Origin of the sequence: Methylobacterium sp. SD274, assembly GCF_017355285.1 — a bacterium.
In the GTDB taxonomy this organism is placed as follows: domain Bacteria; phylum Pseudomonadota; class Alphaproteobacteria; order Rhizobiales; family Beijerinckiaceae; genus Methylobacterium.
In genome coordinates this window covers 12,987-29,070 of record NZ_JADIJP010000039.1, presented here as the reverse complement: position 1 = coordinate 29,070, position 16,084 = coordinate 12,987, and the positions used below count along the sequence as shown (strand labels likewise).

At 66.8% G+C, this 16,084-nt stretch carries 9 protein-coding genes; 4 read left to right on the top strand and 5 right to left on the bottom strand.

The features are described from left to right. Positions 1–898 precede the first annotated feature (898 nt). The 4 genes from IPV08_RS22340 to IPV08_RS22325 form a co-directional block, all read right to left on the bottom strand. Entirely contained in the window at positions 899–1,087 is a 189-nt protein-coding gene (locus IPV08_RS22340; protein WP_207413824.1) for a hypothetical protein, read from the bottom strand. Positions 1,088–1,113: 26 nt separating this feature from the next. Beyond that, positions 1,114–2,349, bottom strand: a complete 1,236-nt coding sequence (locus tag IPV08_RS22335; protein WP_207413822.1) for an exodeoxyribonuclease VII large subunit — start codon at positions 2,347–2,349, stop codon at positions 1,114–1,116. A gap of 492 nt (positions 2,350–2,841) precedes the next feature. Continuing rightward, positions 2,842–3,738, bottom strand: a complete 897-nt coding sequence (locus tag IPV08_RS22330; protein ID WP_207413820.1) for a hypothetical protein — start codon at positions 3,736–3,738, stop codon at positions 2,842–2,844. Between the two features lie 126 nt (positions 3,739–3,864). Further along, positions 3,865–4,203 (bottom strand): hypothetical protein, encoded by a 339-nt coding sequence (locus IPV08_RS22325; protein WP_207413818.1) that lies wholly within the window; start codon positions 4,201–4,203, stop codon positions 3,865–3,867. A gap of 289 nt (positions 4,204–4,492) precedes the next feature. On the opposite strand from IPV08_RS22325, the gene IPV08_RS22320 reads away from it, so the two are divergent. Genes IPV08_RS22320 through IPV08_RS22310 form a run of 3 tightly spaced genes read left to right on the top strand, consistent with a single transcriptional unit; the run spans position 4,493 to position 10,434 of the window. Then, the gene (locus IPV08_RS22320) at positions 4,493–5,791 is read left to right on the top strand and encodes a hypothetical protein (protein WP_207413816.1); all 1,299 of its coding nucleotides are present in this window, start codon (positions 4,493–4,495) and stop codon (positions 5,789–5,791) included. Positions 5,792–5,795: 4 nt separating this feature from the next. After that, positions 5,796–7,754, top strand: coding sequence for a hypothetical protein (locus IPV08_RS22315; RefSeq protein ID WP_207413814.1), 1,959 nt, complete (start codon positions 5,796–5,798; stop codon positions 7,752–7,754). A gap of 1 nt (position 7,755) precedes the next feature. After that, positions 7,756–10,434: a helicase-related protein gene (locus tag IPV08_RS22310; protein ID WP_207413812.1), complete on the top strand. Its 2,679-nt coding sequence runs from the start codon at positions 7,756–7,758 to the stop codon at positions 10,432–10,434. A gap of 96 nt (positions 10,435–10,530) precedes the next feature. Here the strand turns inward: IPV08_RS22310 and IPV08_RS22305 are convergent, their stop codons facing one another. Beyond that, positions 10,531–11,679, bottom strand: coding sequence for a hypothetical protein (locus IPV08_RS22305; protein ID WP_207413810.1), 1,149 nt, complete (start codon positions 11,677–11,679; stop codon positions 10,531–10,533). Between the two features lie 1,049 nt (positions 11,680–12,728). On the opposite strand from IPV08_RS22305, the gene IPV08_RS22300 reads away from it, so the two are divergent. Then, positions 12,729–16,064, top strand: a complete 3,336-nt coding sequence (locus tag IPV08_RS22300) for an STY4851/ECs_5259 family protein (protein WP_207413808.1) — start codon at positions 12,729–12,731, stop codon at positions 16,062–16,064. Positions 16,065–16,084: the final 20 nt, after the last annotated feature.

Sequence of the window (16,084 nt, the reverse complement as noted above, 5' to 3'; positions counted from 1 at the left end):
TTGCGAGGGTTGGGCAGCGGGTCTGCTGCCACAAGCGCAACCCCGCGGATCACGAGGGATCGGCAGGGGGGACGAGGGCGCACCGCGCCGGCGGCCTCAAGGACGCTGACAGTTCCGCTCCGTTCGCACCGCAAGTCCAGTCCGAAGTGGCGGTAATCGCTCACACGCCAGTGCACGGCCGCCAACGAACCACGGCTCCGCCGGCCTGCGAACCGGTCTCCGGCACGGCGAGTAGAAATGTTGCGGATGCTGCACCGGCGGCAGGCGAGAAACCGCCCTAAATCGCCAAGAATCCGGGTCGCAGGACCGCCCCGGAGAAGAGGCCTCAAAACGGCAGCTTTTCGCTAAGTCATTGAGACTGCGCGCATCTCCCGCGAAACGTGCATTCCCGTCGTTCGCGGAGAGTGAGTGGTGGGCCCGGCAGGACTCGAACCTGCAACCAGACCGTTATGAGCGGCCCTACTTTACGAAAAAACTGAGTGAATTTAGCGTGACGGACGACCTTTGAGACCGTTTGTTCTTCTTATATCCCACTGTTCCTGTGGGGATATTGTGGGGGTGCCGCGCTGATAAGCGCGGGATCACTATGGAAATCCTCCGCTTCCATTTGTAGCTTATAATTTCGCTGAAGCCGTTATTGGGCGGCTTTCACGCACGCCTACACATGAAATATGCAAAACTTCCCATCGCTTGCGACATTTTTTATTTGTAATACATGCAAAATCTACGCCTAAATACTTCAAGACAACACAATTATTATAAGAAATTATAGGGGTTTGTATTAATACTCGTGCGTACAGAGCGCTATGGGTTCAGATGCGAGACAAGTATTTTTTAGAGCCCTCCCGAAGCGGACAAACAACTGACCACTTCGGGATTGATAAAAATTATGTGGCTTTTAGCCAGCCATTGACCGAAGAGCAGCCACCCGCGCGATGAGCACAGTGCGCAATCGCTGCACTTCGACGTAGGTCTCTTCAACCGTTTCGAAGGCCGCAAGCCTCTCCTGGCGAATGCGTAGGGTCAAAGCCTCGATCTGGTGAAGGGCCTCGAGGAAAGGGATAGGTGTGTCTGTCGTATCGTTCATGTCTAGGATTCCTTTTTATAATGGGGTCAGTGGGTTGTGATCGGCGTAGGGTGATTCCAGACGCCGACGACGCCATCTGGAAATTGGAGGATGAGGCGGTTGGCGAGACGGGCGTCCGCGGCCTTGGTCATCACGAAGCCGGTCTCAGCTTCAATCACCATTGCCAGGCCAGCCTCTACGACCGGATCGTGAGCAACGTCGAAGTCGGCAAGACGCTCGGCGTCGCCCTTATCTCCGTCTACGGTTTCCTCTCTCGCAGCTGTCTCGGCATGAGCCGCGATCGAGGTGAGCAGGCTGCGCTCGATCGTCAGACCGACCTTGATAAGCTGCTGCTCAGCATTCGTTACGCAAAGACGAGCCGCTTCTTCAAACCCCATCATGGCGCGTGACAACCTTATGCTGGCGTCCGCCGCGACATCGTCGCGGATGGCCTCGGTCAGGGCCGTAAGCGCTTGGTCGGCACGGATGGCCGTTCGGCGCATGAGATCCCGAATCAGCATGGCTGCCGCGGTGGGCGTTGGTACGGACCGTCCGGCCACCTCATCGAGAACCGTGCGCGGCGTTGCGGCGTGGCCGAGGCCGACGACCAGGTTCGGAAGGCGCCGCGCCGCCGCGGCCGTTGCCCACGCATTGAGCGGTGAGAAGGACGAGGCTGGACCTCCACCTCGGACGATGAGGGTGGCGGACAACCCGTGTTCGGCATGCAGCGCTTCAGCCTTGGCCATGGCCTCGATCAAAGAGCTCTCTGCGCTCGGTCCTTCGAAGCTAGCCCTGATCCGGTGGAGTGCAATCAGTCTTAAAGCCTCGAGGGGCTTCAGCACATGCTCCACGTCGCGCAGGGCGTCACCGACCTCCGATGCGATGATCGCGACGTGATAAGGCTCCTCCGGGTCCTTCCAGGTCGAAGGCCCGAACCGTACTCCATCCATTTGAAGCAATCGCAGCATCTCTTCACGTTGGATCTCCAGTTCGATTGGGATTTCGCCGATCGCGTAAAGACCGATGACCTTGGCCTGCACCGTAGCGCCTCGACTGAAGCGTTGCCGAAGCGAGCATCGTATCGCCACCTCGATTCTACGATTGATCAGAGAGAGAGGATCGAAGGGCCTGCCGAGCTCGGCCTCGATCGCTGTCCGCTCGTTCTCACCGAGGTGAGCCTCAAGCCGCGGCGGCTCACTTCGGCTTGCAGCCTCAGCCTCTCCGAGGAGAAGCACGAAGCCATCCCGTGATGTCGCTTCGACGCTGAGCACGCTGGCACTCACGACATGATCGCCTTTCACCTGTTGTCGTAGCGAGGCGATGAGATTCTGTAGGGGATTGACGGTGGTGTTTGTCGGGATGGGACGATTACTCGTGGACGGCTGGCTACTGTCGTCCTGTGGGACAGGATGAGGCGGCGAGGGAGCCAGGAGCGGAGCGCTCCAGCCACGGATTCTGTGATGGCGCATGATGGGTTCCTGGGTGAAGGATTGATGGAAGGGTCGGTGAGGGGAGGGGGGCTGCATGCCCAGTCCATGCCCCGACGTCTTGGACGTCGAACGTTGAGACCGAGCGATGCCGGTGCTGGGAGCCTGGGCTAGGCGACGTCGCGCAGCGGCCCAGGCTTTGGCAGGAGGGTGAGAGCCATTGGCAGGGTCACGAACGTGGACCGAGTGCGCGACGACCGCCCTTACGAGAAGCGCGGACCGGGACGGCAATGCACCGTCCCAGCTTGTGCCCGGATGCCCAATGGGCATCCGGGGCGTAGCGGCGCCTCAGAACGGTACGTCCGTGAACCCGTTACTTTCGTTGTCGGGTCGATCGGAAAGAACCTTCTCGATACGGTCGAGGCGGGACCGATCGGCTCGGTCGAGTTCCCCGCGTAAGATCGCCTCGATCGTGCCCTGCATTTCGGCAGGGAGACTGACCGAACGCCAGGCGAGATCGTCGATGAGTGTCGGCACTGGACCAGCAAGCGTCAGCAGCGTCGCTCCTAGACAGCAGGCAGCTTCCACCACGTCCGGGTCGTTGAAGATCCGGGAGCCGACGCCGCGGTCTCCCGTGGCGACGAGGACGGCGTCTGCACCGGTCCAGTGCACGAACTCCTTGGCATCCTGCAGTGCGAGGAGGACATCCGCGACATCGCTGAAGTCGACCGGTCGCTCGGACAGAAAGACGATGCGGTTCTCGTCCAACTCTCTGAGCCGTGGCGCGAGTGACGCCCAATGGCCCGTCCCGGCCTTGGGGGTAAGGGCGTAGAGTTGGCGCAGCTTCTCGGGCGCCCGTGCGGGTCGCCACAGACCTTCTTCCTCCAAACGCCTGCGCAGATCCGCGTCTGCGGAAGCTTGAGCAGGGGTGGGATTATCGCAGATGGAAATAACGAGACGGGATCCGAGTTTCGCGTCATGCTTGATGGCAATCCGGATGGGAACTTGTTCCCCCGGTCGGATCAAGCCCGGCTCTATTCCCCATTCCTTTGCGAGCGCGGTGAGCCATTCTTCGCGCAGGAAGACATGGCCCCAACTTGGCTGGAGAGGATTGAGCCCCGAGAGGAGGCCGCGGATGCCCGGTTTGACCCTGCGGGGCAGAAACTCCAGCAAGGCTCCCAGTCCCTCTTGCGAGGCTGGTGGGCATGCGGAAGCATGCGCGCCGGTAGGCACGGTGATGGTCATGATGTTTTCCTGAGTTCGAAGGGAGCGGAAGGGACCCGAACTCCGGCTCGAGCGCGACGGCGCTGGAGCATTCGTCCTGGTGTGTTCTTCCTGGGATTTGAGTCGGATAAACCGACACCCTTCTCATCAGTTCATCTCAAAGGGCGGCGCGCAGGCAGCCGGCCACGTCATTTCGGGAGAACAAAAAACCAAGATTATCTTCTCTGCTTCCAACCTAATCTGGCCGTGTATTTTTTTTGAAAGCTCTACTCGATAGCGGAGCCAAAAATGCGTTCTGATAAACGGCATCTGTTGATCCAAGGCAGGCTGTGGGAAAGTCCGCTCTCGGGGCGGCTTCAGCTTCGAGACGCTCACCGCCGTCTGATTGGTTTCGTGATACGCCGGAATGGTCTCGATGACGTGGTCACGTCGTGGTGTGCTCCCTGGCTTTTCGGCCTGCCGTTCGATGCCGTCCGCGCCGCGCATCTGCAGCGTCAGGCCGGTCTCGAAGAAGGCGCCTGCGATAGTTGCTACGGCATCGACGGAGGGGTCCGAAGCTGCCGCGTATAGGCGGTTCCCGGCCGAGGTTCAGCCGTCCACATCTGGGCAGGCGGCCACCTGCTGCTCATAGTGAGGCCAGCGAGGCTGACCGGCTGCTTCTGTCGGGCTTATCATCGAAATCTAGCTACTGCGCCCACTCTCTGCACCTTCAAGACTGGATCTCGTTCAGGTTGCGCCCCACGTTGCATCCTGTGCGGCGGAGGATGAGCGTTCGATGGAGTGGGGGCTTCTCGGCGGCGATCGCCTGGGCGGGACGCGCCGTGTGCGCGCCCTTGGTCTGGGTGCCACTGTCCGCTTCTTCAACGAGCGCGCCGTGCCGGGGCTCGGCGGCGTCTGGTTTGGCCGACAGGTAATCCTGGCGCTGCTCGGCATTCATCTGGCCGAGACGCTGCGTCGTGAGGGCCGCGGCCCCGCGAACATTGCAGCGGCCAACGCCGTGGAGGCTCTGGCGGTCTGGTTGACCCTTTCCCGCAACGGGTGGAGTCGCGATGAACGCTTGCCGGGTTACCTCAAGCTGCAGCAGCACGTGAAGCGGGAAGATCCTACCTTCCGGCATGCCAGCAGCCGGGCCTTCTACGTCAGCCAGCCGATGCGTATCGGTACCCGCGACGCACTGCCAATGCTTGGCTTCGTGTCTGCACCGAGCCGCCGCTTCAACAGCTACGCGCTTACCGAACGCGGCCTTGCCCTTCTTGAGGTCACATGCGCTCGTGCCCGCACTCCCCTTCAGCTTTGGGCGAGCGGGGGGCCATTACCGGTTCGCCGCAGGGCTATCGCTGAGGAGCTCGATCCGACGCGGCCCCTGCCGGAACGGGCACGCGAGATCCTGCGGGAAGCCTTCCTGTCCGGTCCCGACACCGAGCGCTTGCGGCGTCGCGAAGCCCTGGCCTTCGTCGAGGGCCTTCGCGCCCGACCGTATGGTCACACTTCCTGGGACACACGGCCGGCGGAGATCAGCGACCCGGCTCACTGGGCCGACATGCACGCAGGGGCCGCACTCACTGGGGTGATGGAGGCTGCAGCGGGACAGGGACTGGGCGGCTCTGTGCTCGACCGGATCGAGGCCCGCATGGGCGCGGCGGGCCTGCGTAGACTTGCCCTCGGCGATGCCGTGGATGCTCCCCTGGCCCCCGCGCTCGACCTGCTGCGTAGTCGGGCCCTGGCCTTCCTGGCCACCGGGCACGACCCCTCGCCGGGGCAAGCCGCCACACGGTTCTGCACGGACTGCATCGAGGCGGATGCCACCCCCCTCGTCGGTCGGCTAGTGGCCCGGGACGGACGCATCCTGCGTCTCATCGACGGCGTCATCCTGGCGGGCCCCGCCTTCCGGGGGCGGCCCCTACGTGAACCGGACCCGGATGACGCCGCGGACGCGATGGAGGACGAACTACCGGAGGAGGCGCCCGAGGAGACGGTCCCGCCACTGCCGGATGGGATCTCGCGCCGCATCCGCAACCTCGCCGCCCTGGCACCCGACCTGCGCGCAACACCTGGCGATGCCGAGGGGACCTAAGGTAATGGACAACCGCCGAACCTTCGGCTCGGACCAGCCCCCCGCCCTCCTACACCTGTTCGAGGCGCCGGACGGGCATATCGGCAGCTTCGGCTGGCTGTGCGGCTACTCCGCCGACGCGTTCTTCCTCGACGCCGCCGCGGAACGCTTCACCCGGCGAACGCAGCGGCGCCGTGCCGCCGAGGGCGAAGTTGCGCTGGGGCTGATCCTCGATCCCGGCAGTCCCCGGGTCTCGATCGTCGACGCACCGGGCGTGCTGCACCTGCCGCTCCCACCGAACGGCGCCCATCGCCTGATGCATGCCAAGGTGGCGCTGCTCGGGTTCCGTCCCCTAGGCCGCGACGGCTGGCGGCTGCGTCTCGTCGTCTCCTCCGGCAACTGGACACGCGAGACCCTGGAGGAGAGCCTGGACCTCGCCTGCCAAATCGAGATCGGCTCCGACGAGGTCGGGCAAGCGGCTGCCGCGCAGCGCCTGGCCGATCTGGCAGCCGGGTCGAATTTCCTCAAAGCCCTGCGCGACCGGATCGATGCCGCGCCGCTCCAGGCAGCCTCCCGCCTCACGCGGGAAGCCGTGGCGGCCCTCGATCGCTGGTGCGTGGAGGCTGCGGCCAATGCACCGACGCAGGTGCAGCCACGTTTCATCGACAGCCGCACACAGGCTCTGCTGCCCCAGATCATCGAGCGGATCGCGCCAGCGCGGCGCAACTACCTTGCAATGGGCTCGGGCTTCTACGAGGGCAGAGCAGGTGACGGCGTTCCCCAGGTTCCAGCCCAGGTGGTGGCGACACTTACCGATGCCGGCCACCTCGCGCCAAGGCGGGACATCGATCTCTTCGTTAAGCCGGGCGGCTGCCAGGCGGTTGCGGGGGCGATGGCGGCGATCGCGGACGCCGGCTGGATCGTGCGCAAGCCCGGACAGGGACCGTTCCGGCGGCCACGAGAGCTGCATGCCAAGTTCCTGTTCGGCGCGCAGTACGACAGACGCTCGCCCCGTTGCCGGAACGCTTGGCTTTATCTTGGGTCGGGCAACCTCACGCATCCGGGTCTGCTGCGCGCCGGTCCGTCCGGCGGCAATCTCGAGGCCGGGATCGTTTTGGCCCCCGAGGGGCTGATCTGGGAGGATGGCTCCAACGGCGTGCCGGTGAAGGCGGCATTGCCCATCAGTTGGGAGGCGGCAACGCTGCTGGACCCCGAGGACGTGGATCCGGGCGGCGAGATGCCCGAGCGGACCGAGGGGTACTGCGTCGCACCGGTATCCCATATGGTCTGGACGCCCGCATCCGATCGCACCGGACGTCTCAGGCCACCCGGCGAGACAGCACTCACCGTCACGGTGCTCGACCCGTCCGGGACCGTGTGCATCGGCGACGGTCGCTCAGTGCTCTGGCCGGGGTCTTGCCCGCCGGAGGTGACGCTCACCTGGACGGTGGACGGTCAGGCCCGTTCCGAGCGGGTGCCGGTGATCGACGGGCAGGGCCGCGTCGGCGCGACCGCCCTCGCGCCCGTCGCCCTCGACGAAGTCTGGGGGCTCCTCATCGACTTCCCCGCTCCTCCGGCGGACGATGACGACGGGACCGGGACTGATGATGGCGGCGAGGACGACGACAGCGTATCGGGTGACGCGAGCCGGCGCGGTGCGGCTTCGGCGCCCGGCGACTACCCGATCCGGCAGGTCATGGCCCTGATCGAGCGGATCGCCGCCCGGCAGACGGAGCTGCACCCGGCAGACTGGACGGCCTGGTGCGTCCGGCTCGGCCAGACCCTCGAGCTCGCCGGCGCGGATGCTGGCGTCGAGGCCTTCCGTACGCTCGGCCTCGATCCCTTCAGCGCCCTCCGCGCCGCGCCCTTCCGGCCCGACTTCGCGCGGGACGCCGCAAGCCCGGAGGGTCAGCTCTACGAGGACACCCTCGAGCGCGCCGCAACCGCCTGGCAGGTTGCCGGGTTCGCCACCTTCGAGGCTTGAGATGACGTTCACGGGCTGGCACCGGGTCGGCGACAACCTCGGGATCCTCGCGGATGCACCGGGTCCGCAACTGAACGAGGGGCAGCGCGCCAGCCTGCGTGCCCTGGCCATGCGCCTGCCCGAGCACGGCGTCGTGATCGCCGATGAGGTCGGCATGGGCAAGACGCGCATCGCCGTCGCGCTCGCGCAGGCCGTCACTGAGGCCGGTGGCCGCGTTGCCATCCTGATCCCGCCGACGCTGGGCTTCCAATGGCAGGAGGAGCTGCGCCACGGCGGCATCCCGAACGTGCCCGATGTCGTGCGCAGCCTGCGGGGCTTTCTCGGCGCCTGGTCCGATCCCGCTCAAGCGAAGCCGTGGTTCGACCGGCGCGTGCTGCTGATCTCGCACGGTTTCGTCACCTGGCGGCTCGGGGCGACGACGCAGCGCTGGCGCTTCGAGATCCTGCCGCTTCTCGCTGGATTGGCCCAGCAGGCCGCGACCGGCACTTATCCCCACGGGTTTAGGGCGATGTCAGAGCGTGCCAACCTCTTGGTACAGGCAGCGGCCCGCTCAATCTTGGCCTTCTGCGCCGCTTCGCCTGAGGTGGCCGTCCGGACCCGTTTCGCCGCACTCGGCAATGAGACTGCCTGGCGAGCCGCCAACCAGGGCGCGAGCTACGAGCGGGGCAGCGCATCGCGCCATCTGCTCCAGAACGCAGTTGGGCTAGGGTTCGGTGCGTTCGACCTCATTATCATCGACGAGGCGCACAAGAGCCGGGGTGACGACACGGGTCTTGCAAACCTTTTAGCGAACACCCTGCTGACCTCCGCGGCCGCACGGCGCCTCTGCTTGACGGCGACGCCGGTCGAGCTCGGCGCGGACGACTGGAATCAGAACCTGGCCCGCATCGGGGTTGACGTCGCGTCACGCGCACAGATCGGGTCGATCGTCGATGAGTACGGCGCCGCCGCACGGCGCGTACGCCTCGGGTGGCGCAGCAGCGCGGCTGCGCGAGAGGCCTACACCGCGGCCGCGGACGCCTTCGGGACCGCTCTTCGTCCGTATGTCTTGCGCCGCGACAAGCGCGGAGACGCCGCCGTCGCCCTGTTTCGCGCGACGGCGTCCGCGGCAGGCGATCCTGACGCGTACCGCTGGCAGCACGAGATCGCCGTGACACCGGCCGATCTCGGTCTGGGGTGGCGGCAGGCCGTGTGCGCGGCCGAGGCCCTGTCCTTCGTCGTTCGAGGGCGCGACGATTCGGCCGCCAAGCGCCTCCGGCTCACCTTCGCCAACGGGCACGGCATCGCGACCCGACTGGACGCTTCAGCAGCGGCAGCCGAGGATGCAGTGATCCAGCCCGGCGATCCAGATCCGGACACCGGCCTCCTGTCAGCCGCGCTAGCTACCCCGAGCGAGGAGGGCATGTTGCCTCCGGGGGAGGAGAAGCGCGTGGCACGCGCAGCCTGGTGGCAGCGCGTCATCGACCGCACAGCGCGGGCGAATGGCGCCCTTCATGCGCATCCGGCGATCCTCGCGGCGATCACCGCCATCGAGGCCTACCATGTGCAGGGCGAGAAGGTATTGGTCTTCGGCCGCTTCACGGGCCCGATGCGTGCCCTCGTGGAGCTCCTCAACGCCCGGGCGATGCTGCGCGCCATCGACGCCGGGGCGCCATGGCCGCAGCGTCGAATCGACCAGCGCGAGATTGCCGCCGCCGCGGTGGCCCACCGGCAGCTCGGACGCGCTGGGTCGTTCGACCCGGCGGCCATAGATGCGCATCTGGCCCAACAGTATGAGGTTATCGAGCGGCGGCGTGCGGCGCTTCGGGCGTCGCTATTCGACCTCATCCTTAGCGGCCTTCCGGAGGCGGAGCGGGACGCGCGGATTCTCGCCGAGACGGCACGGACGGGGCGCGACGTGGACTTGGCCGTGCTGGCGGCGGCCATCGACCAGCTTCTCGATCACGATCTTCACTCAGTGCGCAAGGCGGCCGACGCGCACGAGATCGCAACCTTCTCGGCCGAGGCGGTCGCGGAAGCCTTTCTCCAGCTCCTGTCGGCACTGCGCGAGCGCGGTGAGGGTGATGCTGACAACGACGGGGCGCTCGATCAGGTGGAGGCCGGTGCGCTCTGGCGCACGCTCGCGGAGCGCCTCGGTGACGAGTACGGGACCGAGCGCGGCCGCTTCGCACGCCTGATGAACGGCGCCACGGCGCTTCCCACACGCCGCACGCTTCAGCTCGCCTTCAACCGGGCGGAGAGCAACCCGCGGGTCCTCGTGGCGCAATCCCTCGTCGGACGCGAAGGCCTGAATCTGCACCAGTCCTGCCGGATCGTGATCCTGATGCACCCGGAGTGGAACCCCGGCGTGGTCGAGCAGCAGGTCGGTCGGGTCGACCGTGTCGGGAGCCACTGGGCCCAGGGCCTGGAGGCGGCCCTCCAGGCAGGCACGCGTCCGCTTCCACGCATCGAGATCCGTCCAGTGATTTTCGAGGGCACCTATGATGCCCACCACTGGCGCGTGCTGCACGATCGCTGGGACGACCTGCGCGCACAGCTCCACGGAGTGGTGGTCCCTCATCGCCTGCGACCGGGATGCACGGCGGAAGAGCATGTCGAGATCCGCCGTCTTGATGCGGCGGCCCCCGATTTTGAGCCACCAAGGCGTGGCGGGAAGGGATCAGGAGCGATCACGACCTGATCGTTCTCCAATCCGGGTTCTTACGATGGACACATGGTCCCGGAGCACTTCAGGATCCGCTCTGGTCGTCCGGGCGCAGCCATTGGGGCGGAGCCGTCAAGCCCGCGGAATATTCGGTTGGTGTCGTGGATCGAGGCGCTTCATGAGCGCGCCAGCGACGGTAACACGAGCCGAGGGCGTCCGATGCTTCGGACGGGACCACAACGTGCGCCCGATCACGAGACCAAGCCGCTCGCAGATGCAGGCCAACCCAAGAACCCAGACGAAGGCGGCGAGCAACGTCTGTGTGAGACCGGCAACAGCCGCGCCAAGGCCAAGGACAGCCCGGCCGAGGAGCCGGAGCACGCCGCGCGTGCGCGCACCCATGCTCCGTGCCAGGCTGGCGACACGCCCGACCTCCTCGGGTGTGTGGGCGAGGCTCAACGCATCCATGACGCCGCGCGAGCCGGTGCGGCCGTAGAGATCATGGATCTCCGAGCCAAGACGGCGCAGACGCCCGGCTGAAGCGGGACGAACGGCCGACCCCGCGGCCAGGCGCACGGCAGCCAAATCGAGCCGGGCACCACTGCGCAGCATGGTGCGGAGCGCCTCCGTGTCGATACTGGCGCGGACCGTGCGCGTAAGGGACTCTGTCAGCGGTCGTGACAGGCGGCCGAGCCGATGGGTGGCCTTGAGAAGCGTGAGGCCGCCTCGAGCGGGTGCGCCGACGCCACCAGCCCAGGTCGCGGCGGTGGCTGCCAGGCCGACGCTTGCGAGACCGAGGATGATCCTGTCACAGGGTTGATCCTGCAGGCAGGCGGCCCCCTCCCGCAGGATGTCGCGGAGGTCGCCGACGCCGCTCGCATCCGCAAGCAGCACACCGGCGAGAGCCGCGGCCCCGTCGGCCTGCCCGGAGACAGCCCCCTGGGTGAAGGCCCGGAGCGACCTGTAGGCCGATCCGTCGTCGACAGCCGTCACGGCGGCTCGGCGATCCGGGGCCGCTTCCACGCCATGCTCATCCGCGACGGCGAGGAGGCTGCGGGCGAGTTCCTCGTCCCCGGCCGCGACCGCCCCGTCGATTTCCGCGGCGATCCGGTCCGAGGTGAGAAGGGCCGACAGCTGCAGGGCCGTGAGGGCTGTCGGCTCCTCGGCCGCCTGCAGTAGCAGGACGGCCTGCCGCGCGCGTGGCAAAAGCGGCGTGCCGCTGATGGCTAACAGAACAATGGCCAGCGCGAGACCGATCCAGTTCAGGGCAAGGCGTCCCATGGTAGCTCAGCGTCCAACCGGTCGGGTGCACCGGGGAGATCACACGCGGGAGAGGATGTCCACATTCCCGGCGTACCCGCAAAGCTCCCCTCGATCCGGTCGCCACGAGCAGTCGCAGAGAGCTCCTTAACGTTCATGTCAGCAGATCCCTACGCCCACATCACTGCCTCGATCCTCGTCCAGCTCGCAGCCGCCGAGACGCGCGCATCGTGCGAGATCCTCACGCACTGCCGGCGGTAGTACGAACCGAACGCGCGAAACAAACCGCGTATAGTCGCAAGCCTACCCTCACTCTCAGAGTAAAAGCGTTGCAAAGGAAAAGAAATTCTGGCCCGTCTCGGCTCTTATCTGCCCCGTCCTACACGAGGCAGATGTCGCAGGCGCCTTGCCTTACGCCTCAGCTGCGAGGCGCTCCGCCTGATCGATGCGGCACCTCCGGCGAGGGCGTTGCTGGCATCAACCTCGGCTCCGAGACCAGCATCGCCGTCACACGCAGACTGTTCGAGCTCGGCATCCTCTAAGCCTTCGCCACCGGGTACGGCGACGGCTTCTGAATCCCGTCCAACCTCGCCCAGGTGCCGGTGGTCAAGAAGCTCTACGTTGCCGCGGACCTGCTGCGCGACTTCCTATCCTGAGATACCCTGGCCTTCTCCACGGTGAGGCGCAGGGCGCGTGGCAAGTCGGTGACCACGAGGGCTTACGCAGCAGCGCAAACCCGTGCCCCCGCCTCGCTGGCGAGAACCTCGTTATAGCCGGAGGCCGACACCACCGGCATGCGTGGTCGGCTCTCTAACACCTGCACCTACCCTACAGTATATTCTCGACCTCAAGCTTGACATTATAGTTCATAGCCTGGCAAGTTTGATGCAACCTAAGCGCGATGACTAAGGGCAGCACAGATGTCAGGGGACACGCTGCGGGAGACCGCCGACCGGATCACGGCGTGCGCTGGAGACGCCGCCGCGCTAGCCACAATAGACTCCCTGCTAATACACCGCCCCGAGCCGGAAGCCCGCCGACTGCGGATCAAAATTGCCAATCTGCGCCGCATGCTCCGGGATCGCGCGGCGCAAAGTAGCGCGTGTCCGCCGCGCACGCCGGTTCATTCGGGCGTTATCCGACAGCGCGGGTGCCTGCCCGAGCGATGGGTCGTCATCCTGACGCGGGCCGGGCTCAGCTCGCCGGACGGACGTCCGCTCCACCGCTACCGCCTCGACGACCGAGAGCACGCGGCGATTGGCGAGGAGATCCGGAGGCGTGCCCGCTCGAACTTGGCCGACGCTGACCGGGAGACCGGCGCGCTCTTCGTGTTGTGGGCCGCCCACTGGTTTCACCGGGATTACCGTGGCGGAATCCGGCGCTGGGACGACCTAGGTGCTGCCCTTGGCGTGCACCTTGACGGCACCGCGGCGCGCCACCTGACTCGTCAGGGCCTCTCGGCTTGGCGTCGTCCTCCCCAGAAGAGTGAGGCGGCGTTGCATCAGTGGCTGATGACCCTAGCCGTCGAGGGGGGCTTCCCGGCCGGCGTGCTCGAGCACGCCGAAGCCTGGGCCCCGCGCTACCTGACGCGCGTCGTCGGCGCGCTGTTGAGCGTGGACCCGCTCGACGAGGACACTGCGCTTGCCGCCGCGCGGATGCAGGGGGACCACGCGCCGCGGGCATACCGCCAAGAGGTATTCTTTGCCCTCGCCGCCGATCTTGGGGCGACCATCGTGCGGCTGCGCAGGGACGTCGAGGCCGACGCCCGGGCGCGAGGCGTTCCGGCGAGCGCCTGGCTTGACGCGATGCGGCCGGGCTGGCGCGACGACTTGCCGGTTCGAGCTGGCAGCGAGGCGGCCGCGCGGCTGGTTGACGGGCTGCTGGTAGCTGAGGCGCTTCATACTGCAGGGGACGGACGGATCGGCTGCGAGCGGGTCCTATGGCGGCGGGACGGCCTCTGGCGACCCGCTCTTAAGTTGGCCCTGGATGGCGTAGCCCATGGCGGTGTGTGCCAGACCCTGCTGGGGCAGCGGCAGCGACTGCGCGCCCACCCTACCGGTCCCTTTGCGCGGTACGCTGCCGGGGAATTAGCAATCTTCGAGCCGCCAACCGACCCAAACGACGGCTGGCGCGTGCGCCCCTCGCGCCGAGATGTGCTGCTGAGCGGCGTGCCCTTTGCGGTGCCAGTCTGCGTCGAGTTGCGCGACGATGGACGACCGGTTGCGACGACGGCATGGCCCGGCGGTGAAGCCGTGCGCGGCCGCCTCGCGATCCTTGCCCCCGAAGACGGCGTCGACGGCGTCCTTACCCTAATCGGCGAAGGATCGGGGCAGTATAGACCGGAGCCTCTAATCCTCGTTGTACCGCAGTCCTGGACTATTTCCCCGCACGGCGAGGCATCGACCCGCGACGCCCTCCCTGATCTTGCTGAGGATGGGCGGCAGCTGTGGCGGGTAACGGGCGCCGTCATCTTGCGCTCGCCCGATGGAGACGTGTACCGCGTCGCTGCGGGTCAGGGCGGGACCCGGCGCGATCGGCTGAGCCTTTGCGGCCCCGAACCGAGAGGGCTAGTCAGCGCCGAGCCCGATGTCGAGCTTTTCGCCGGACCGCCCTCGGTTCGGGTCTGCGAGGGGCAGAACGTGCGGGCCGCGCGTCCGGAGGAAATCCGCTGGCGCCCCGAGGGAGAGCGCGGATGGCGCCGGGGCCCATACGGCATGGGCCGGATCGTGATCGCCTGGCGCGATCCCGAGACGGGCTACATCCGCGACCGCCGCCATGTCGCGCTCCTGTCTCCGGACGCGCGTCTCGCATGCCGGCGGGACGGTGCCGGTGCAGTCTATACTCCGGAAGGCTTTACCGCCGCTGGGCTTACGTCTCAGGATGCGGATTTGGTCCTGGAGCTGCGCGGCGACGATGTCGTCGCCCGCTTCACAGGTCGCCCCTGTCGGAACGCCACCTTTGGCCTTGCCCTTGGGGGCGGCAAACCCCTCCGCGTGAGCGCACCGTTCCCCTTGGAGGCGGGTATCGCCCGTTGGTCGGGCGCTTGCGTTCGGGGTGGCCCCCGCCCCGCTGTTGCGGCCCGCCTATCCCTCTCCGATCTCGCCGATTGTGTGGCTTTCGGGCGCGGAGTGTGCACCCTGCAAGCTATGCTTCTTGATCGTGATCGTCGCCCCCTGCGTGGTGGGGCGGCGCGCTGGACGTTCGACGAGGAGCTGCCGCTACGCGGCGTCGCCGACGATCTGGCGGCCCTTCTCCGACCCTTCTCCGACATCGACGTCGTGGCGGACCTCACCTTCGACGACGGCGCCGAACACTGGCAAGTGAGCCAGTTCGAGACGTCTCTGGTCCTGCGGGGCGGCTGTCTTGTGCATGTGGCAGAATGGGTAGGGGACGCCGACCTGCCCCTCGTGGGGCGCTCCCTCGACAACCTCGCGGTCGAGGTCACCCTTGGTACGAGTACGGCTGCCGACCGGATCAACCAGAGGGCGCCCCCCCTGGCCGAGGGGCTGGCCGGCATTTGGCTGCTCTATCTCCGGCGCGGGGACGCAGTAATCGCACGCCCATCGATCGTGTGCCTCGGACCCCATCGCTCGACGGAAGCAGAGGGCCTGCTCGCGGCTGTGATGATCGCGCATACCGAGTACCGGGAAGTGCGGCTGCAGAGCCGCCTCGCCGAGATGGCTGACGGCGCACCGGGGACGCAGTCGGACGTCGGCTGGCTTGCGACACTCGCAGCCGGCCTGAATGGGCTGCCGCCTGCGACCCTCGATGTCCTCAGACTGCTCGCCCGCTTCCCCGGCGCGCTGGCGCGCCTCGCCCTTCACGCAGGGGAGGCAGAGCGGTCGGCCGTGCTCGACTTGGCCGACGCGCTGCCGTTCGCTTGGGCCACGGTGAGCCACGCCGACTGGGCGAAGGCGTCGGCGGTCGCGGAGGCCGAGCTCGTTGCACAGCTCCAGGGGGCGGTCGCCGACGCTGCTCCCCTGGCTCGGGCAGCGGTCCGGCATGCAGCCGAGAGACTCGCCCGCGCGGAACCCCTTCTTGGCTGGCCCCTCTATGCTGCGGGTCTGATCCCGCCACCTGCGGCTCACGGGCCGGGCCTTTTGGAGGCGGCGCGCGACCACATCCGACGCCACGGCGACCGCGTGAGTGAGAATGGCCCGCGCGGCAGCATGTTTCGAACCGCGGACGCGGGCGAGTTGCCGCGCGAGTTCCTGGAAGCGTTTCACCCGGTCCACCTCGAGACCCTCGACGCCCCGTGCGCGGCCGCCTGCGCCGCGGCGGGCCGGGGACAGCCAAGCGACGACGCGGTGCGGCGCATCAAAACGGCAGCGCGCGCCGATCCCCTATATTTCACCGCCGCCTTCGACGCTCAGTTTATGCGCATGGCCCGGTCACGCAAACTGTGAGGTCTCCTCTCATGTCGTCC